The sequence below is a fragment of the Lutibacter sp. A64 genome (assembly GCF_022429565.1).
GTDB lineage: Bacteria > Bacteroidota > Bacteroidia > Flavobacteriales > Flavobacteriaceae > Lutibacter.
Genome location: NZ_CP092487.1, coordinates 3,984,130 through 4,006,111 on the forward strand (window position 1 = coordinate 3,984,130; position 21,982 = coordinate 4,006,111).

General features: G+C 28.1%; 17 protein-coding genes. 12 read left to right on the forward strand and 5 right to left on the reverse strand.

Annotation, left to right across the window (positions count from 1 at the left end; translation table 11 throughout):
- Positions 1-21 precede the first annotated feature (21 nt).
- From hemN to MKD41_RS16165, 3 genes are all read left to right on the forward strand, one after another.
- The gene (hemN, locus tag MKD41_RS16155; RefSeq protein WP_240243371.1) at positions 22-1,380 is read left to right on the forward strand and encodes an oxygen-independent coproporphyrinogen III oxidase; all 1,359 of its coding nucleotides are present in this window, start codon (positions 22-24) and stop codon (positions 1,378-1,380) included.
- A gap of 252 nt (positions 1,381-1,632) precedes the next feature.
- Entirely contained in the window at positions 1,633-2,949 is a 1,317-nt protein-coding gene (locus MKD41_RS16160; RefSeq protein ID WP_240243372.1) for a dihydrolipoamide acetyltransferase family protein, read from the forward strand.
- Between the two features lie 170 nt (positions 2,950-3,119).
- The gene (locus MKD41_RS16165) at positions 3,120-4,400 is read left to right on the forward strand and encodes a mechanosensitive ion channel family protein (RefSeq protein ID WP_240243373.1); all 1,281 of its coding nucleotides are present in this window, start codon (positions 3,120-3,122) and stop codon (positions 4,398-4,400) included.
- Positions 4,401-4,561: 161 nt separating this feature from the next.
- Here MKD41_RS16165 and MKD41_RS16170 read toward each other — a convergent pair whose 3' ends face one another.
- The 5 genes from MKD41_RS16170 to tsaD form a co-directional block, all read right to left on the reverse strand.
- Positions 4,562-4,786, reverse strand: a complete 225-nt coding sequence (locus MKD41_RS16170; protein WP_240243374.1) for a YgaP family membrane protein — start codon at positions 4,784-4,786, stop codon at positions 4,562-4,564.
- Positions 4,787-4,949: 163 nt separating this feature from the next.
- Positions 4,950-5,318, reverse strand: coding sequence for a heavy-metal-associated domain-containing protein (locus MKD41_RS16175; protein ID WP_240243375.1), 369 nt, complete (start codon positions 5,316-5,318; stop codon positions 4,950-4,952).
- 148 nt (positions 5,319-5,466) lie between these two features.
- Entirely contained in the window at positions 5,467-7,695 is a 2,229-nt protein-coding gene (locus MKD41_RS16180; protein WP_240243376.1) for a TonB-dependent receptor plug domain-containing protein, read from the reverse strand.
- A 75-nt stretch (positions 7,696-7,770) separates the two neighbouring features.
- Complete coding sequence (locus MKD41_RS16185; protein WP_240243377.1) at positions 7,771-8,184, reverse strand: HYC_CC_PP family protein; 414 nt, start codon at positions 8,182-8,184, stop codon at positions 7,771-7,773.
- Positions 8,185-8,237: 53 nt separating this feature from the next.
- Positions 8,238-9,272: a tRNA (adenosine(37)-N6)-threonylcarbamoyltransferase complex transferase subunit TsaD gene (gene tsaD, locus MKD41_RS16190; RefSeq protein WP_371824275.1), complete on the reverse strand. Its 1,035-nt coding sequence runs from the start codon at positions 9,270-9,272 to the stop codon at positions 8,238-8,240.
- A gap of 113 nt (positions 9,273-9,385) precedes the next feature.
- On the opposite strand from tsaD, the gene MKD41_RS16195 reads away from it, so the two are divergent.
- The 9 genes from MKD41_RS16195 to MKD41_RS16235 all read left to right on the forward strand — a co-directional run bounded on the left by MKD41_RS16195 (position 9,386) and on the right by MKD41_RS16235 (position 21,951).
- The gene (locus tag MKD41_RS16195; RefSeq protein ID WP_240243378.1) at positions 9,386-13,783 is read left to right on the forward strand and encodes a translocation/assembly module TamB domain-containing protein; all 4,398 of its coding nucleotides are present in this window, start codon (positions 9,386-9,388) and stop codon (positions 13,781-13,783) included.
- A 10-nt stretch (positions 13,784-13,793) separates the two neighbouring features.
- Positions 13,794-14,696, forward strand: a complete 903-nt coding sequence (locus tag MKD41_RS16200; RefSeq protein WP_240227012.1) for a nucleotidyltransferase family protein — start codon at positions 13,794-13,796, stop codon at positions 14,694-14,696.
- Between the two features lie 55 nt (positions 14,697-14,751).
- The gene (pfkA, locus tag MKD41_RS16205; protein WP_240243379.1) at positions 14,752-15,738 is read left to right on the forward strand and encodes a 6-phosphofructokinase; all 987 of its coding nucleotides are present in this window, start codon (positions 14,752-14,754) and stop codon (positions 15,736-15,738) included.
- 34 nt (positions 15,739-15,772) lie between these two features.
- Positions 15,773-16,765, forward strand: coding sequence for a type I glyceraldehyde-3-phosphate dehydrogenase (gap, locus tag MKD41_RS16210; protein WP_240227014.1), 993 nt, complete (start codon positions 15,773-15,775; stop codon positions 16,763-16,765).
- Between the two features lie 43 nt (positions 16,766-16,808).
- Positions 16,809-17,171 carry a methylglyoxal synthase gene (locus tag MKD41_RS16215; RefSeq protein WP_240227015.1) on the forward strand — a complete coding sequence of 121 codons (363 nt, stop codon included), beginning with the start codon at positions 16,809-16,811 and terminating at the stop codon, positions 17,169-17,171.
- 738 nt (positions 17,172-17,909) lie between these two features.
- Positions 17,910-18,167 (forward strand): hypothetical protein, encoded by a 258-nt coding sequence (locus tag MKD41_RS16220; RefSeq protein ID WP_240243380.1) that lies wholly within the window; start codon positions 17,910-17,912, stop codon positions 18,165-18,167.
- A gap of 67 nt (positions 18,168-18,234) precedes the next feature.
- Positions 18,235-18,993 (forward strand): GLPGLI family protein, encoded by a 759-nt coding sequence (locus tag MKD41_RS16225; protein WP_240243381.1) that lies wholly within the window; start codon positions 18,235-18,237, stop codon positions 18,991-18,993.
- A 77-nt stretch (positions 18,994-19,070) separates the two neighbouring features.
- On the forward strand, positions 19,071-19,286 hold the full coding sequence (locus tag MKD41_RS16230) for a hypothetical protein (protein WP_240227017.1): 216 nt from the start codon (positions 19,071-19,073) through the stop codon (positions 19,284-19,286).
- Position 19,287: 1 nt separating this feature from the next.
- Positions 19,288-21,951 (forward strand): carboxypeptidase-like regulatory domain-containing protein, encoded by a 2,664-nt coding sequence (locus MKD41_RS16235; protein WP_240243382.1) that lies wholly within the window; start codon positions 19,288-19,290, stop codon positions 21,949-21,951.
- Positions 21,952-21,982: the final 31 nt, after the last annotated feature.

Genomic DNA, 21,982 nt, shown 5'->3' on the forward strand with positions numbered 1-21,982 from the left:
ACTAACAACTCACTGCTAATTATGAAGAATCTAATTCAAAAATATAATATTCCAGGGCCTAGATATACCAGTTATCCAACGGTTCCGTTTTGGGATAAAGAAGGAATTGTACAACAAGATTGGGAACGTACCGTTAAAAAATCTTTTGATGAAAGTAATGCTGTTGAAGGAATTAGCTTATATATTCACCTACCTTTTTGCGAAAGTTTGTGTACGTTTTGTGCGTGTCATAAAAAAATAACAAAACGTCACGAAGTAGAACAACCTTATATAGAAACTGTTTTAAAAGAATGGGATTTATACTGTGATTTATTGGTTGAAAGACCAAAAATTAGAGAAATTCATTTAGGTGGAGGAACACCAACTTTCTTTTCTTCAGAAAATTTAAAAAAACTAATAAACGGAATTTTTAAAAGAGCCGATAAGTTTGAAACTTTTGATTTTAGTTATGAAGGACATCCAAATCATACTTCAGAAGAACAATTACAAACTTTATATGATTTAGGTTCAAGACGAAATAGTTTTGGAATTCAAGATTACGATCCTAAGGTTCAAAAAGCAATACATCGTGTTCAAAGTTTTGAGCAAGTAAAACGTGTAAACGATTTGTCTAGAAAAATAGGTTATGAATCTATCAGTCACGACTTAATTTTTGGATTGCCTTTTCAAACCGAAGAAAGTATACGAAATACTATAAAAAATACCATTGAATTAAAACCAGATAGAATAGCATATTATAGCTATGCACATGTACCTTGGATTAAAGGTGTTGGACAACGAGGTTTTGATGAAAATGATTTACCAAAAGATAATGAAAAACGCCATTTATACGAACTAGGAAAACAACTGTTTTTTGATAATGGTTATGTAGAAATTGGAATGGATCACTTTGCTTTACCAACAGATTCGTTACATAAAGCTATGAAATCTAAAAAATTACATAGAAATTTTATGGGATATACTGCAGGTAAAACAGAGTTGATGATTGGTTTAGGAATGTCTTCAATATCAGATTCTTGGTATGCTTTTGCACAAAATGAAAAAGAGGTTGATACCTATACTAAAAAAGTGAATAATGGAATTATACCAGTTTTTAGAGGTCATTTATTAACGGATACCGATTTAGTTATTCGAAAACATATTTTAAATTTAATGTGTAATCTAGAAACTGAATGGGGTAATGAGATAAGTGAAAAAGTAAAAACTGAAATTATTGAACGTTTACAAGAGATAATTGACGATGGTTTGGTTGAAGTTTCAAATACTAAAATAACTGTAAAAGAAGAGGGAAGAATGTTTATTAGAAATATTTGTATGGCCTTTGATTTGCGTTTAATTGAAAATAAACCAGAAACCAGAGTCTTTTCTATGACTATTTAAGTGTAATTATAAAAATACTTAACTTAAACTCGAACATTTAAAATGTTCGAGTTTTTTTATGCATAATATGTTGTAAAACCTATCTAGCATATATTTTGTTAAGTGTATTAATATGTTTTTAAGGTTAAGTTTTTTACAAATCAAATATTATTAAATTTTTTAAAGGAAACTCTTGCTAGAATATAAAGCTCAACATATTTAATATTGGGCTATAATTTTTGTAAATTTGCCGAACTTAAAAAAACACACATAATGGCAAAATTTGAAGTAAAAATTCCTAAAATGGGTGAAAGTGTTGCAGAAGCAACTATAACTTCTTGGTTAAAAGAAGTTGGCAGTAGTGTTGAACTAGATGAGGCAATTGTTGAAATTGCAACAGATAAAGTAGATTCTGAAGTGCCAAGCGAAGTTGAAGGAACTTTAGTAGAAATATTGTATGAAACAGATAGTGTAGTTAAAGTAGGTGATACTATTGCAATAATTGAAACTCTAGGAGAAAGCGAAAGTACAGGTACTACAGATGAGGTTGTGGCTGTTGAAGAAGCCAATGCTATAGAAATTGAAAAAGAAGTAAATGAAGCTATAGAAACAATTAGTATAGAAAAAGTTTCTAAGTCAGGTAAATTTTATTCACCATTAGTAAGAAATATAGCAGAAACTGAAGGTATTACAATGGAGCAATTAGAAGCTATTGTTGGTACAGGAAAAGATAATAGAGTTACAAAAGACGATATTTTTGCATATATAGAAAGTGGTAAAAAACAACTAGATTCAACTGAAAATAAAAAAGAACCTGTTGTAAAAAATGTGGTTGAAGAGAAACCTTTAGTTAAGCAAGCTGTTCCGGTTTCAGTTAATGGAGGTGATGAAATAATTGAAATGAGTAGAATGGGTAAGTTAATATCCAATCATATGATAGCATCTACTCAAACATCGGCTCATGTACAATCTTTTATAGAAGTAGATGTTACTAATATAGTTAAGTGGAGAACTAAAATTAAAGATCAGTTTCTTGCTAGAGAAGGTGAAAAAATCACATATACTCCAATTTTTATGCAAGCAGTTGCAAAAGCAATTAAAGAGTATCCTATGATTAATATTTCTGTTGATGGAGATAAAATTATCAAAAGAAAAAATATTAATTTGGGTATGGCTGCTGCATTGCCTGATGGAAATTTAATAGTTCCTGTAATTAAAAATGCCGATCAGTTAAATTTAGTTGGAATTACCAGAGCTGTAAACGACTTGGCTTCTAGAGCTAGAAGTGGAAAATTGAATCCCGATGAAATACAAGATGGTACGTATACCGTTACAAATGTTGGAGGTTTTGGTAGTGTTTTTGGAACACCTATTATCAATCAACCACAAGTAGCAATTTTAGCTTTAGGAGCGGTTAGAAAAGTACCTGCTGTTATTGAAACTCCGGAAGGTGATTTTATAGGAATAAGACATAAGATGTTTATTTCGCATTCTTACGACCATAGAGTTGTAAATGGTGCTTTAGGAGGAATGTTTATAAAAACAATTAAAGATACTTTAGAAGCTTGGGATGTAAATGCTAAATTTTAAGACTACTAATTAATAGTAAAACATACTCTTATTTTTTTACTAAAAGAATACAATTTATTATACTCATATTTTTGGCTCTATGTTTTTTAGAAGCATATAAAATATGAGTATTTAATAATTACTTTAAAAACATTAGTTTTAAACAACTTAATTTTACTAAAAATTATAATATGATAAATTCTATTGAATTTTTTGATTACGCTAACTTTATTAAAGAAGTTTTAATAGATAAGGGAATATCTAATTTTTGGGCAGAACTATTAAATTTAATTATTACATTAAGTATTATTGGGTTAATTGCTTTTTTTTTAGATAGGGTTTTAAGAAGGTTTATTATTAAAGGTTTTGATGTGTTTTCAGTAAAAACTAGCACTACGTTTGATGATTTTTTAGTGCAAAGTAAATTTTCAAGATATTTTGCTCACATAATACCTCTTATATTTTTAAAAGCTTTTGTACCGCCAGTTTTAAAAGATTTTACATTTCTATTTACCAGTTTTGACGATGTAATTAACATATATACCATAATTTTAATTGTAAAGATTGTAAGGAGTTTTTTAAGATCGACTCAACGGTATTTAAGAACAAAAGAGCGTTATAAAGACAAACCTTTAGAAAGTTATGTGCAGGTTGCAATGATTTTTTTATGGGGATTAGCAATTATTTTTATTATTTATCAACTAACAGGGAGAGATATTTTAAGCTTTGCCACATTAGGTGCTGCTTCTGCAGTAATATTGTTAATTTTTAAAGATACTATTTTAGGCTTTGTAGCGTCAATTCAGGTTTCTGTTAATGATATAGTTAGAATTGGAGATTGGATTGCTTATACTAAATTTGGAGCAGATGGTACCGTTACAGATATAAATTTAGCCTCAGTTCGCGTACGTAACTGGGATAATACCTTTACTACTATACCTACCTATAGTTTAATTTCAGATTCTTTTCAAAACTGGCGAGGAATGGAAGAATCTGGAGGAAGAAGAATAAAAAGAGCGGTATTAATTAAACAATCCTCTATTAAGTTTTTAAATCCAGAAGAAATTAAAGATTTAAAAAAAATACATTTAGTAGCTCAATATTTAGAAAATAAGTATAAAGAAATTACAGACTATAATAATGAAATTAATGCGGATAAATCTGTTTTAATAAATGGAAGAAATCTTACTAATTTTGGTGTTTTTAGAAAGTATTTAGATGCTTATTTAGAACAAAATAATGCTGTAAGTAAAGAGTTGTTTTCTATGGTGAGGCAATTAGCACCTACTTCAAAAGGAATCCCTTTAGAAATTTATTGTTTTAGTACTAACAAACAATGGGCAAATTATGAAGAGGTAATGGCAGATATTTTTGACCATGTGATTGCAGCAATTCCTTATTTTGATTTAGAAGTTTTTGAAGAGCCTACAGGAAAGGATATTAAATCTTTAGTGAGTCAATCTCAAAGTTAAAAATTGTAGTCATTTATTTTTTAGATGCTTTTTCTTATTTTTATTATTAGTGCACTGCGGTTTAAAATTTTTAATAATTTATTCTAAATAGAATATTTTAATGAAACTTTTAGTGTGTTATAGTATATTGATAGTGAGTTAATCAAGTATTTCTATAACTATCAATCATTAATATTGTTAGAACTATTTTTATTTGTTCCAATATTGAAAACTAAATAAAGCGGACAAAATTCTATTAAACTTGTAATTAATAGTAGTCCTGCAAAAAAGTACAAAATGTAGGTTATAAGAGCTCCTTTAAGTATATTAAAATACAATAAAACTAGAATTAATAAAGCGATACAAACCCTTATTGTTTTGTCTAAAATCCCAATATTTTTTTTCATCTTAGTTAATTTAAATAATAGGAATAAGATAGTTAACTAATATTGCTGTAAAGTTATTAAGTTGTTAATTTTAAGTTAAGTAAGTAGTGAAATTAAAACTCTGCTTAGTAATTCATTTTTTGTGTTTTACTAAGCAGAGTAGGTGGAATAATAACTCTAAAATTTATTCATCTTCGTCGTGTCCGTATTGTGGGTTTTCTCTATCATATTTGCAACAGTCGTGTAAACTATCATACGCTTTATCTGTAGCCTTAACTTTAGGAGTATCATGGCCAACTGCAGCTATATTTTTATGAATAGTAAGTTCATCTACTTTACGTTCATCCATAATTAAAGAAAGTTCATGTGTTTCTATGCTCCAAGAGCAAAATTTTACTCCTTTAGTTTTTAAAACTGCTTTTTCTATACGGTCTTTACACATTTCACAAATACCATTTACATCAAAAGTAAGTTTAGCATTCTTATTTTTCTTTTGTGCCTGAGTTGAAATTCCTATAAAAAAAATTGCAACAATTAAGAGTGTTTTTTTCATGTTGTTAAGTTTATTTAAGTTAAAATTTATAATATTTTTTATGTTTGCCTTCCTGTGAAAGTAGAAATCTGTTTTACGCTGTATAGATTCCTGCCTGCGCAGGAATTGACAACTATTTATTCTTATGTTGGTGTTTTTACCAATCAATTTATTCAATATTAAATCTAATTCCTGTATAGTACATAGCTCCAAGTACTGAAGAGTATACAATACTTGAATCGAAATTTGCTCCAAAAGGATTATCAGCACCTAAAATTGGTGTTTTTTGCCTGTGATTAGACAGGTTTTCACCTCCAATATACCATTCAAAACGAGGAGAAAATACTTTTGTAATTTGAGCATTCATACTCGTATGTGCATCTGCATATTCAGGTAATTGATAGTTTGCTGTAAAAATACTTGTATCTGGTAACCGTTGTTCACTTACCCAATTATAGGTATAATCGAATTTCCAATTTCCACCTTTATTATTTTGATGTGTTTGAAAAAATAAATTAGTAAAAAATCTATTTTTAGGTTGCATAGGTTGCTGTTTTTCACCAGAGATATAATTGTTGTTTGTATCTTGATATTTATATGCGGTTTTAATATTAAAATGTATAAAAGGACTATAATTTACTTCTACTTGAAAGCTATTGGCCTTGGTATTGGTATCAGCATTGTAAAATGAAATTTCTGAAGGATTCTCCATATCTACAATAATTTGTTCACTAAAATCGGTTTTATAATAATCGAAAGTTATAGAGCCGTTTCTATTTAAAAATTTAAATTTTTGTGTAAATGAAGTTCCGTAATTCCAAGCTACTTCAGGATTTAAACCATAAAATTCACCATTGTTATTAATAATATTAATGGTTCTATTTGTTCCAAATAACCATTGGTTTTCAGCAAATATAGCAGCGCTTTTTTTCCCTCTTCCAGCAGAAAAACGTAAAGTTCCTGTTTCCCAAGGCAAGTATTTTAAATGCAAACGCGGTGTTACAAAGGTTTCTAATAAATTATGGTGATCTATTCTAATTCCTGCAGATAAGCTTAAATTAGATAAATTATCATAATTGTATTCAAAAAAAGCACCAACAGAGTTTTCGTTTCTATTGTAATTATTTGTTAAAACCAATTCATCAAAATTATCAAAAGTAGTGCTTATTCCAGTAACAAATTTATTACGTGTATCTGAAATTATTGAATTGTAAATTAAATTGGCATAACCACTTTTATGGTTGATGTTATATTCATTCAATCCAAAATATGAATCTTGATTATGAGAACTATAAGCAACTTGTAAACCAAAACTTTTATAAGGTAATTCTGGAAAAACATAGCCAATTTTAGCGGAAGCTTCAAAGCGTTCTGTGTTTATTTCACTTCCCCAAAAAGTAGTAGTGTTTTTATGAACATCTGGATCAAAATCTATTTCTCCAGTTGTTTTATCATCTTTTAAATAACGTAAATTTATAAAGCTAACCCAACCTTTTTCTAGGTCTGTATATTGCCAACGATTCATAATGTTTACTTGTTTGGCAAGTGGAGCATCTAAAAAATTATCGTTATTATCATCAATTTTTTTATCTCTCATGTTTCCATGTAAATACAGACCAGTATCCCATTTATCAGAAACTTTTGTGTTAAAATGCGTGTTTAATTCTAGTCTTCCATTTAACGAACCGAATGCATTTACAAAAACAGAATTGTCTGTTGATGGTTTTACTAATTCTGCATTAATTTGTCCTGTAATACTTTCATAACCATTAACTACGCTTCCTGCTCCTTTTGTAATTTGAATGCTTTCAACCCATGTTCCAGGGGTAAAAGTTAATCCATACGTTTGGGCAGCACCTCTTATATTAGGTATGTTTTCTTGAACAATTTGAATGTAAGGACTTGTTAAGCCCAACATTTTAATTTGTTTTGTACCTGTAAGTGCATCACTATAATTTACATCTATAGATGGATTGGTTTCGAAACTTTCAGCTAAATTGCAACAAGCTGCTTTTAAAAGTTCATCTTTGTTAACGTTTATTACGTTTTTTACAACATAACTAAGTCTGCTAGAACTTTTTTTGTTAGTTTGAATTTGAACTTCATCTAACTGATTATCTGCAATTAAAATTATTTTTAGATTTTCTAAATTATTTATTGAAATTGTTTGTGTTTTAAATCCTATAAAGCTAACAACCAATTGGTTGTTGTTTTTAATAGATTGTATTTCAAAATTCCCTTGTTCATCAGAATTTGTTCCTGTTTGAGAGTTTTTCCAATAGATACTTGCTCCAAAAATAGGCGAGTTGTTTGTATCTAAAATGGTTCCTTTAATTGTTTTTTGACTAAATACTACAAAAGGAAATAGTATTAAAAATATAAAAATATGTTTATTCATGTTATTTTCTTAATAGTTGATAACTGGCCAATAATTAAATAATTAAAGGCTTTTAAGCTTAAAATAAGCTTTGTATCAAATTAAGAATGTTTGAAAAAGAACTTGTTTATTTGAAACAAGTTTTTGAGGAGAAAAGTCTTTATAATACTTATTTGTAGTATTTAAATAAGTAGGTTTTTCAATAAAATTATAGTAAAACGAAGCTAAAAATAAAACTTGACTTTTGTTTATTTTAACTGGGTTTGTAGTGTCGAATATTTGAATATCGGTAGTAGATGTTTCATTCTTACAGCAACTTTTTTCCGAGAAATTTAGAGTGTCACTTTTTAAAGGTGCTTTTTTAGATTCGCAACAACTGTCTACTTTTTCAGTTGAAATAGTTACTAAATTATCACCGCAAAAATGTTTATAAACAGAAAAAGAAGTTGTTGATAGCAATAAAATTGCGACCATTAAAACTGCTGATATTTTTCTGAAAACTTTTTTCATTTTGTCAAAAATACAATTTAGAATTAAAATAAATAGTTAAAATTTTATAAACTTTATTGTTCGTTAACTTTTAATCGGGCAGTTGCAGTTGTTTTATCTTCAGAAAAGTCGTTTTCTAAATATTTTAAGTAACCAGTAATAGCAATCATTCCGGCATTGTCTGTGGTATATTCAAATTTTGGAATGTAGGTAGTCCAACCATATTTAGATTCAGTTTCTTTTAGTGTTTTTCTAATTTCAGAATTAGCACTTACACCACCAGCAATTGCAATATGTTTTATACCTGTTTTTTTTACAGCTTTTTTAAGTTTATCGAATAAAATTTCTACAATAGTAAATTGTATTGAGGCACAAATATCGTTAAGGTTTTCTTCAATAAAATTCGGATTTTCTTTTACTTTTTTCTGGATAAAATATAAGATCCCCGTTTTTAAACCGCTAAAGCTAAAATTTAAATCGGCCATTTTAGGTTTTGTAAATTTAAAAGCTAACGGATTACCCAGTTTAGCGTATTTGTCAATTAATGGACCGCCAGGGTATGGTAGCCCTAAAATTTTAGCAGATTTATCAAAAGCTTCTCCAACAGCATCATCTAAAGTTTCACCAATAACTTCCATTGTAAAATAATTTGTAATTTTTACAATTTGTGTATGTCCTCCACTTATAGTTAAACATAAAAATGGAAATGGTGGTTTTTGTTTATTTTCTTCATCAATAAAATGCGCTAAAACGTGTCCTTGCATATGATTTACAGGGATTAACGGAATATTTAACGCAAGAGCTAGTGACTTCGCAAACGAGGTTCCAACCAATAAAGAACCCATTAATCCAGGTCCGCGTGTAAAAGCTATGGCATTTAAGTCTTTTTTGTCGATATTTGCCTGTTGAATTGCTTGTTGTATAACAGGAACAATATTTTGTTGATGAGCACGAGAAGCTAATTCTGGAACAACACCACCATATTTGGTATGAATATCTTGATTAGCAACAACATTTGAAAGTATTTTTCCGTTGCGGATAACAGCGGCACTTGTATCGTCGCAAGAAGATTCAATACCAAGTATGTAAACAGATTTATTTTTAATCATAATTTAACAAATAAAGGCACGAAAATTGCCATAAAAATGCAAATTTAGCGCATATCAAACGAATAAAAAAAATAGGGCCTAAAATTTTACTGATACTGTTACTTTTTTTAGTAGTGGTAAGTATTTTATTGTCTATACCAAAAGTACAAACTAGTTTAGGACGTGCTGCTACAAACTACTTAAGAGATGCATTTAAGGTTGATATAAATGTAGAAAAAGTAAATTTAGCTTTTTTAGGCGATGTAGAATTAAATGAAATTTTTATTAGAGATCATCATTTAGATACTTTGATTTATGCCAAAAACCTAACAACATCTATATTTAGTTATAAAAACATACTAAATAACAAATTAGAATTTGGTCAAATTTTATTAGAAGATTTTACCTTAAATATAAAAACATATGAAAATGAAACAGATGATGCATTAACTGTTTTTGTTGATAAATTTGATGATGGAAGCACCAATGATAAACCTTCGAGTTTTTTATTGACCGCAACCAAATTAAAATTAAAAAATGGTTATGTTACTATTTCAGATGAAAATGTAGAGAATGAAAACCCGTTATTTTTTAAAAGTATTACAGGTGAAACCAAAAATTTTAGAATTCAAGGACCAAATGTTTCAACCGAAATAAAGAACTTTAGTTTTATTGAAAACCACAATTTAAAAGTAGAAAGCTTAACTACAGATTTTACGTATACAAAATCTTTTATGAATTTTGAAAATACGGAATTAAAAACCAAAGAATCTTCAATTTTAGCAGATATTAAATTTACGTATAATCGAGAAAATTTTTCAGATTTTAATAATTTAGTAGTTTTAGATGCTTCTGTAAAACAAGCTGATGTTTCTCTTTTAGATCTTAAAAACTTTTATGATGAATTTGGATCGAATGATGTATTGCATTTTTCAACCAATATTAATGGAACCTTAAATAATTTTATAGCAAAAGATTTACAATTAAAAACAGATAAAAATGCGCAGATTTATGGCGATTTAAATTTTAAGAATGTTTTTAACCAAGAAAATGGATTTTCTTTAGAAGGTGAATTTGCAAATTTAACATCAGATTATAACCATTTAAAAACAATTTTACCAAATGCTTTAGGTAATACATTGCCTTCAGAATTTGAAAAACTTGGAAGATTTACTTTAATTGGAAAAACTTATATTACTCCAAATTTAATAGATACACAGTTAACCTTAAAAACAGATTTAGGTACTACTGTAACAGATTTGGTTTTAACCAATATAAATAATATAGACAATGCTTCTTATAAAGGCCATGTAAAACTTATAGATTTTAAATTGGGTGAAGTTATGAAAGATAGTCTTGTAGGTCTTTTATCAATGGAAGCCGATATTGATGGAAAAGGATTTACTTTCGAAAACTTAAATGCATCAGTAAAAGGAAAAGTATCTAAACATCAATATAAAAATTATACGTATAACAACATTACGTTAAATGGGGTTTTTAAAAACAAGCATTTTGATGGTGAAATGGAAGTTAATGATGATAATATAAAGTTGAATTTTAATGGTTTGGCAGATTTATCTAACGATGTTTATAAATTCGATTTTAAATCAACCGTAGATTATTGCGATTTAAATACTATAAATTTATTTAAACGAGATAGTATTTCAAAAATAAAGGGAGATATCGAAATTAAAGTACAAGGAAATTCTTTTGATGATTTAATTGGTACGGTAGATTTTAAAAATTCACTATACCTAAATCAAAAAGGAAATTACTTTTTTAAAGATTTTAATATAACATCTTCATTTTTAGATAGTGTAAGAACCATAACAATAAATTCTCCAGAAATACTAACAGGAAGAATTGTTGGGAAATTTAAATTTAATGAACTTGGTAAATTAGCACAGAATTCTATTGGTAGTATTTACTCTAACTATAAACCTTTTGAAGTAGCTAAAAATCAAAATCTAAACTTTAGGTTTAATATTCATAATAAAATTGTTGAAGTATTTTATCCTGAAGTAATTTTAGCTCCAAGAACAACTATAAGAGGAAATATGAGCTCTAATGATAATTCATTTAAGCTAAATATTAAATCACCAAAAGTAGAGGCTTATACCAATGTTATTGATGAATTAAATTTACAAATAGATAATAAAAACCCGTTATTTAATACGCAATTAACTATTGATGCTATTAATTCTGATTATTATAATATTTCAAAACTTCACTTAGTAAATATTACTTTAAGTGATACCTTGTATTTTAGAACCGAATTTAATGGAGGAAAAGAAAATACAGAAAAATTCGACCTTTCATTTTTTCATACCTTTAATAAGCAAAATAAATCGGTGTTTGGTTTACAAAAATCTAACTTTATTTTTAAAAATAATACGTGGGAAATAAATCCTGAAGACAATCTAAAAAATAAGGTTGTGTTTGATAGTAAAGCTAAATTGTATACTATAGATCAATTTTTAATTACATCTAAAGATCAAAAAATTGAGTTTAATGGTGTTATGCAAGATACAATTAGTAAAGACTTTAATTTTAATTTTAAAAATGTTAAACTATCTAGTATTACACCAGAAATTGATAGTTTAAAATTAAGGGGTATTATAAACGGAAATTTAAATTATAACCAGATTAATAAACAAATTAAACCAACAGCAAACTTATTGGTTTCAGATTTTAATGTAAATAACTCTTATCAAGGTGATTTAAAAGCAGAAATAGTTGGTAAAAACTCTATGAAAGAGTATGATTTAAACGTTTTGCTAGTAAGAGATAATAGTATTAATTTTTCAGCAGTTGGAGAATTAGATTTTACTCCTGCAAAGCCTACTTTAGACGTTATTTTAGATTTTGAAGAATTTAAACTAGATGCTTTTAGTCCGCTTGGCGAAGATGTTTTTAATAAAATTAGAGGTTTTGCTTATGGAAATGTGAATTTAACAGGACCGCTTAACAATCCAAATATGACAGGAGAATTGTATTTAGACCAAGCCGGTCTCTATTTTCCTTACTTAAATGTAGATTATCTTTTTGACGGTACAAGTGTAATAACATTAGAAAAACAAACATTTAATTTAGAAGACGTTCAAATAGAAGATACAAAACATAAAACAAGAGGAGAATTAAGAGGAACCATTTCTCATAAATATTTTGATAACTGGGCACTTAATTTAAACTTAGATACTAGAAATTTATTAGTGCTAGATACAGAAGAAGATGAGGAATCTGTATATTATGGAACCGGTTTCTTGGGTGGAAATGCCACTATAATTGGGCCAACCGATAAATTAGTAATAGATGTTATTGGTAGAACAAATAAAGGAACACGCTTTGTAATACCAATTAGTGATGTTAAAACAGCAACATCTTCAGAGTTGATAAGATTTGTGAATAGTGATAAAGAAGGAAATGAAGTTGAAAGTAGAAATGCTTTTATTTCAGAAAAATTAAAAGGATTGTCGCTTAATTTTAATTTAGATGTAACCAAAGATGCCGAAGTAGAAATGGTATTGGATAAAGCTACCGGAAGTTCTTTAAAAGGTAGTGGAACAGGTAATTTACAAATAGAACTCGATACCAAAGATAAGTTTAATATGTATGGAGATTTTATAATAGATAACGGAACTTATAATTTTAAATACGGAGGTATAATAAACAAACCATTTAGCGTACAAAAAGGAGGAAGTGTCTCTTGGAGTGGAGATCCATTTACTGCAGATATTAATATAGAAGCAATTTATAGAGTTTCGGCAAATCCGAAATCTTTACTAGAAAATATTACTGCAAATAGAAAAATTCCAATTGACTTAGTAACTCGTTTTTCGGGCGAATTATTTAATTCAACCCGAACTTTTGATATAGAAATACCAAACTCTAGTTCAACTGTTGCTGCTGAGTTGGCTTTTAAATTAAATAGTAATGACGATAATACAAAAACAAGTCATTTTGTTTCATTATTAGCCTCTGGTGCATTTTATAACGAAAGCGACTTAAGTGTAAATACTAATGGTTTGGTGTATGGAACTGCTTCAGATTTAATATCAAATGCATTCGATAATATTGTAAATACAGGAGATAATAAATTTAAATTTAAACCTGTTTATACCTTTGGTGAAAAAAATAATATTGATAATTTAAATATAGACGATCAGTTAGGCTTTAATTTTGGTTACGAAGTAAATGATAGAATTTTAATTAACGGTAAAGCAAGTGTGCCAATCGGTTCTAAAGAGCCTACAAGTTTTATAGGTGAAGTAACCATAGATTTTCTATTGAATGATGCTGGTACATTAACATCATCTATATTTAACCGTCAGAATGAAATTCAATATTCTGAACAAGATGAAGAAGGATATACGCAAGGAATTGGAATAAATTACCAATTAGATTTTGATGATAGTACCGAATTATTAGAGAAATTAGGGTTGAAAAAGAAAAAAGTAAAAGATTCTACAGAAACTGTAAAACCAGCAGTTAAAGAAATTAAAAAAACGAAACCAATCAACATAAAAAAATAATATAAAAAAGATGAGTAAACCAACATTAGTAATTTTAGCTGCAGGAATTGGAAGTCGCTATGGTGGCTTAAAACAATTAGATACTTTCTCAGAACAAGGAGATACAATTTTAGATTTTTCAATTTACGATGCAATCCAAGCCGGTTTTGGAAAAGTTGTTTTTATAATTAGAAAAAGCATTGAAGCAGATTTTAAAGCATTTTTTACACCAAAATTAAAAGACAAAATAGAGGTAGAATATGTGTTTCAAGAACTAGAAAATATACCAGAAAAATATAAGGATAACACTAGAGAAAAACCTTGGGGAACTGGTCATGCATTATTAATGGCAAAAGATGTAATTTCTGAAAATTTTACAGTAATTAATGCTGACGATTTTTATGGAAGAGAAGCATTTGTTGGTATTGCAGAAGCGCTAAAAAACATAGACAAAAACTCTAGTTACTTTAATATGATGGGCTATGTATTAAAAAATACAATTTCAGAATATGGTTTTGTTTCTAGAGGAGAATGTAGAGTAGATGAAAATGGATTTTTAACAGGAATTACAGAACGTACACATATTGAAAAAGTTGATGGAATATTAAAATTTAAAGAAACTGAAGGTGTTTTAAAACCAATTTCTGAAGAAACCATAGTTTCAATGAATTTCTTCGGATTTACGCCAAAATATTTTGAGTTATCCGAATCGCTTTTTGAAGAATTTTTAGAAGAAAATTACAAAGAACCAAAAGCTGAATTTTTTATTCCTAAAGTTGTAAATCACTTAATTGTTAGTGGAAAAGCTACTATGGAGGTTTTAAAATCAGATGCAAGATGGTTTGGAGTAACTTATAAAGAAGATAAAGCTTATGTTACTTCAGAAATTCAAAAATTGAAAGAAGCTGGAGTTTATCCAGCAAAATTATGGTAATTTTATAGTTTATTAATTTTCAATCAAAATTTAATAGTACTTTTGAACTTTAATTATGGGAAAAAAAATTAGTAGAATAGGTGTGCTTACCTCAGGAGGTGATGCACCAGGAATGAACGCTGCAATAAGAGCTGTTGTTAGAGCTTGTGCATATTATAATATAGAATGCTATGGCGTTTATAGAGGATATCAAGGTTTAATAGAAGGAGATTTTAAACAGTTAACGGCTCGTGACGTAAGTAATATTATCAATAGAGGTGGTACAATTTTAAAGTCTGCTAGATCTACCGAATTTAGAACAAAAGAAGGTAGAGAAAAAGCCTATCAAAACATTAAAAAAGCAGAAATAGATGCTTTAGTTTTAATTGGTGGTGATGGTACTTTTACTGGAGGAATGGTCTTTAATGAAGAACATATGCTTCCTTGTATTGGAATACCAGGAACTATTGATAACGATATTTATGGAACAAATTTTACAATTGGTTATGACACTGCATTAAATACAGTTGTAGAGGTAATTGATAAAATTAGAGATACTGCAAGTTCGCATAACAGACTTTTTTTTGTTGAAGTAATGGGACGAGATGCCGGATTTATAGCCTTAAATGCGGGTGTAGGTGCAGGTGCTGAAGAAATTTTAATTCCTGAAGAAGATTTAGGTTTAGATAGGTTGTTAGAATCTTTAAAAAGAACCAAAAGATCGGGTAAATCATCTAGTATTGTAGTGGTTTCTGAAGGAGATAAAATTGGTAAAAATGTATTCGAATTAGCTGATTATGTAGAAGAAAATATGCCGCAATATGATGTAAGAGTATCTGTATTAGGACATATGCAACGTGGTGGTTCGCCAAGCTGTTTTGATCGAGTTTTAGCAAGTAGGTTAGGAGTAAAAGCTGTTGAATTATTATTAGATGGAAAATCTAATTTAATGGTTGGGTTAATAGATAATAAGGTAGCAACAACCGAATTAGATTTAGCTGTAAAAGAACATCACAAAATTAATAAGGATCTATTACGTGTTAGCGATATTATGTCAATTTAATGTGCTTTTTTTTAATAAAACCATAACATAGCACATGATAAAAGTTGGTATAAATGGTTTTGGAAGAATTGGAAGATTAGCATTTAGAGCTATTTTAAATAGAAAAAACATTGAGGTTGTTGCAATAAACGACTTAATGACTATTAATCAATTAGCCTATTTATTAAAATTTGATTCTGTTCACGGACGCTTTAAAGGAACCATAGAAATTAAAAACAATTTTTTAATTGTTAATAATAATTCTATACGAATTACTTCAGAAAAACTACCTGAAGATATTGAGTGGGATGCCCTTGATGTTGATTATGTAATAGAATCTACAGGATATTTTACAGATAAAAATCTAGCGAAAAATCATATTAAAGGAGGTGCAAAAAAAGTTATAATTTCTGCACCTTCAAAAAATGCTCCAAATTTTGTTATGGGTGTTAACCATACAAAATTGTTGAAAAATGATTTAGTAATTTCTAATGCTTCGTGTACAACAAACTGCATTGCTCCCATAGTGAAAGTTTTAAATGATGAATTTGAAATAATTGAAGGTTTAGTAACTACTGTGCATTGTACAACTTCAAGTCAAAATACAGTTGATGGTTTTTCAGACAAATGGAGAAGGGGTAGAGCCGCATTAAACAATATGATTCCTACTTCAACAAGTGCTTCAGAAACATTGATTAAAATTATTCCAGAAATGGAAGGTAAAATTTTAGCAATGGCTGTGCGAGTTCCTGTTGTAGATGTTTCATTAATAGATTTTACGGTGCGTTTAAAAACGGCAACATCTTATGCTAAAATAAAGGAAGTAATGAAAAAGGCTTCAGAAAACGAATTAAAAGGTATTTTAGGCTATACAGAAGATGAAGTTGTTTCTCAAGATTTTGTTTCTGAATCTAGAATTTCTATTTTTGATGCACGAGCAGGAATGGAATTAAATGAAAATTTCTTTAAAATTATTGCTTGGTATGATAATGAATCTGGATATGCAACAAAATTGGTAGATTTAATTGAATATTCAGCTTCACTTTAAAGTTAATAAACATACAAACGTTGTATTAAAACTTATAAAAAATATGGAAATTGCAATTATAGCACACGACGGAAAAAAAACAGAAATGGTTCAGTTTTTAATGGATTTTAAAGCACTGTTAATTCAAAAAAAAATAACATTAATTTCTACAGGAACTACAGGTAAAAATGCCGAAAAAGCAGGTTTTAAAGTAGAGAAATTCTTATCGGGTCCTTATGGTGGTGATGCTCAAATTGCAGCACGTGTTGCAGAAGGAAAAACAAATATGGTTTTCTTTTTTAGAGATCCGCTTGGAATGCATCCTCACGAACCAGATATTGCAATGTTAATGCGTTTATGCGATGTGCACGATGTTCCATTAGCAACAAACCCTGCAACTGCAGAACTTTTGATAAAATCTATATAGATCTTAAAAAGAGAAATTTAAGAAAATATAAAGAGATTGTTACAGTAGTCTGGAAATACGCCATGCTAAGCTTGTTTAGCTACGCTGAATCTTTGATTTCAGTTTTACATTATTCGGATAATCAATTGCTACGTGGATCTGATGCGGTTTCAGGTTGATGATTATAATACTTTTTTAAATAACATGAATTTTAAAACCTAAAAGGGTATTAATTTAATACTCTTTTAGGTTTCATTTTTCTAATAATCTACAGAAGTTGTTTCTCAACTAATTTTTACCATTATAAAAATAAAATAAAAAGTAAGGTTTTCCCTTACTTTAGTAAAATTAAACCATAAACTTGTGTATTTCAGTAAAATAAACTTGTTTTATTTTGACAAGTAATTTTTTTTTTTTTTAAATTTAACTTGAAAAAGAGTTAAAAGTTGTACTATGAAACATGCAAAACCAATAAAATTCTCATTTAAATTTTTCATTTCATTCAATACAGAAATTCCATTTTTATTGTCATTCCTGCGAAAGCAGGAATCTCATCCTTATTATCTAAACAGAAAAATCCTCTGTTTGTAAAATTTTAAAAACACAATACGCTAATAAAATGTTTAACCTAAAACCAACTAACTATGACATAGCTAATTAATACAAACAGAGGAAGTAAAACGAAAGTAATACTCCTCGCAGACATAACAAAATATTAAAGCGCAATTATGCGCTATTAACTAATTAAAATTTATTAAAATGAACTTTTCAAAGAAAAATCACGAATACAAAATTATAAATATGAAAAGAGTGAGTAAAAAAATAATTTTAAGTATAGTATTTGTATTTGCAATTAGTCCACTAACTCAAGTTAGTGCTGCTGAAAATAAGCAAGCTAATTGTGGTGCAGATGCATTTGAACTACAGACATTTCTAGAAGCAGAAGGTTATGATATGGAATTTGCAAATGAGATGGCAAATGATTGGTATGAAGCTTGTCTTTATGTAACAGGATAATATAGTATAAAGAGGTGAGGAACTACTATTTCTCATCTCTTTAGTAAAAGAATTAAAAATAAAAAGTATGAAAAATAAATTAAATTTAACGCTAATATTTTTTCTTTTATTTAGTTCTATTTCACTAACAGCACAAGTTTCAAGTGGAGAAGTTAGTTATAAGCAAAAGTTTATTGAAAATTTATTTGATTCAATTGCAATAAAAAAAATAGATACAAAATTCAGGAGTCAATTAGACTTTGTTAATAAAAGTCTAAGAACGCATTCTGATAATTTTGAATTTATATTGAAATTTAATAGAGCAGAATCAATTTATAAATTAGTTAAAAAAATGAATAATGATAAAGATAGAGGTTATAAAATTGCTGCAAAATATTCTAGAATAGATGATGTATATTATAAAAATATCCAAAGCGGTGAAAAACTTGTTCAAAAAGAGTCTTTTGGAGAATTATTTATAATTAAATATGATTTAAATAATATTAAATGGAAACTCATTAATAAAACTAAAACAATTAAAAATTATAAATGCTTTATGGCAACTACAACGAAAATCGTGAAAAACAGTAAAGGGGTCTTTGAAAAACCTGTTATAGCATGGTATTCACCCGATATTCCTTTAAATTATGGACCAAAAGGATATGGAGGTTTGCCTGGTTTAATTTTAGAGCTGCATGAGGATAAGTTGATGTATTATGTAACTAAAATTAAGTTAAACCCTATAGGTACAATTGAAATAATTAAGCCAGAAAAAGGGAAAACCCTTACAGAAAACGAATTTGAACTAAAAATAAAAGAGATGTCTAGTGGTTTTTGGAGAGATTAAAAGTAATACTATAACCTTGAATAAATTGGTAAATTTATTAAGTAGACTTAAAAAAGATTTTAATTAAATAAAAAACTATGAAAAAAACATCGATTTTTATTTTTCTATTATTTTCTGTTTTAATTCACTCTCAGCAAAAATATAGTGGGGAAGTATTCTATAATATTAGTTTAAAAACAAAAAAATCCAAAAAATCTGATGTTATAAAAGAGCCGACTAGAGGTGAAAAGATAAGTGAAAAAGAGTACAAAAAACTACTTGAAAATTATTTTCCAGACTTTAATAAAAACTAGAATGCCTCAAAAAAAGGTTTTATCATTTACATTATTTTTTATAATTGGTATTTGTATTACAAACGCCCAAACCATTACTCTTAAAGGTAGCGTAAAAGACAGCTTGCAAAACCCATTAAGTTATGCTAACGTACTAGCAAAACCAGCAGATGTTTCTAAAAATTTACAGTTTAGTATTACGGACAATGATGGTTTGTATAAATTAGAACTCTCAAAAAATGAAGTTTATACTATTTCTGTAAGTTATATGGGTTTTAAAACGGCTAGTTTTAAGTTTACAGCAACAGAAAATATGCAACAACATATTGTTTTAAAAGATGCACCAAACCAATTGCAAGAAGTTGTAATTGAAATGCCTGTAACCGTTAAAGAAGATACTATAACCTACAATACAAATAAATTTGTAACAGGCGAAGAACGTAAACTAAAAAATGTACTTAAAAAATTGCCAGGTGTTGAAGTTGATAAAAATGGAGGTGTAACAGTACAAGGTAAAAAAGTAACTACCTTATTGGTAGAAGGTAAAAAGTTTTTTGGTGGTGGTTCTAAATTAGCGGTAGAAAACATCCCTGCAAATGCTGTTGATAAAATACAAGTAATAGATAATTATAACGAAATTGCTTTTTTAAAAAATGTATCAGATACAGACGAAATGGCAATGAATATACTATTGAAAGAAGACAAAAAACAATTTGCCTTTGGAGATATTGAAGCTGGAAAAGGTACTAAAGATTTTTATAGAGCGCACAGTAACTTATTTTATTACAGCCCAAAAACCAATGTTAATTTTATAGGAAATTTAAACAATACTGGCGAAAAAATTTTTACGTTTAGAGATTATATGAGTTTTCAAGGTGGTATAAGCGCCGTTTTAAAAGGAGATGGTTCCATTTACAATGTTTCAGCAAGTGATTTTGCTAACTTTATGGAAACACAAGATTTGGTAACTAGCACTAATAAATTTGGTGCTTTAAATATTACCAAAGTTGTAAATAGTAAATTAGATATTTCTGGCTATGCAATTTTTTCACATTCAAAAAATGAAACGTTAACAGAAAATGTAAATCAATATACTGCATTTACTGAAGAAAAAGAAAACACTTCAAACAGTAGAAATATTTTAGGGATTGGGAAATTTAATATAGAATATGCACCTACTACAAACCAACAATGGTATTTTAAAACGCAATTTAAAAAAACCGATAATTTAAAAAGTAATAATATTCTTTCACGTATTGAAAATGAAGACAGATCTATATTTTCAGAAAATAATGCGGAAGCAATTTACTTAAATCAGAATATAGAATGGCATCAAAAAATGTCTAATAAACATACGTTTTCTTTTGCTGCGGATATTACTTTCGATAAAAACAACCCAACCACACTTTGGGAAACAAATAACACTATTTTACAAGGATTAATTCCTGTTGAGCAATCAGATAATTATAATATCAATCAGCAAAAAGAAATACAAAATACTACAATACATAGTGTTTTTAAGCATTATTGGGTGTTAAATAATTTTAATCATATTTATACAACTGTAGGAAACAAATACAGCAACGAAACTTTTTTTACAGAAGATGGTCAGCAATTAGCAAACGGAACTACAAATAATTTTGCTTCCGCAGGTTTTGGAAACGATTTAGACTATGAGTTAAACGATTTATTTTTAGGCGTTCATTATAAATTTAAAACAGGTATTTTTGAATTAAAGCAAGGTGCTTTTTTACATAATTACAATTGGAATTTAAATCAGCAAGAGTCTAAAAAAAGTAATAAAATAGTTGTGTTGCCAGATTTTTCAGCAGAAATTAAATTTAGTAATTCAAAAAAGATAAAATTAAATTATCAGTTAAAAAGTGCTTTTTCAGATGCTTCAAAATTGGCAAATCGGTTTTATTTACAGTCGTATAATTCGGTGTACAAAGGAAACGAACATTTAGAGAATGAGTTGTATCATACTGCAAGAATGTATTACAGCCGTTTTAGTTTGTACCGAGGTTTAATGTTGTTTGGAGGAATAAATTATACTAAAAAAGTTAAAGGACTTCAAAATGCAGTACAATTTAACGAAACCGATCAATATATTTCTCCAATAATAGTAGATAATGCATCAGAAAATTGGTCTTTTAATTTAAATATTGATAAAAAAATTAAGAAATTTAAATATGGATTGAATACAAGAGTGTTAACTTCTAGTTATCTTCAAAATATAAATGAGGCATTTGTAACCAATAAAAGTAATAATTATAGTTATACGCTTTCAGTAAAAACTTTGTTCGATAAATTTCCAACAATTGAAGTAGGTTTTGAGCAAAGTATTGGTAATTATACTTCTAGTAATTCAACTTCAAAATTTGTTACAAATCAACCATACCTAAACATAGATTACGACTTTTTAGAAGGATTTATTTTTTCGTTTGAATACGAAAATTATAATTACGAAAACAAAACATTCAACCAGAAAAACACTTATCAAATAGCAAATACAACACTTTCTTATAAAAATGAAGACAGTGCTTGGAGTTTTAAAATAGATGCTCAAAATTTATTTAATGTAAAATATAAGCAACAAAATAGCTTTTCGTCCTACATAATTTCAGATTCTAAAACCTATATTTTACCAAGAATTGTAATGTTTTCTATTGGGTATAATTTGTAATGAAATCTTTTAAAAATAGTTGTTTCTGTAA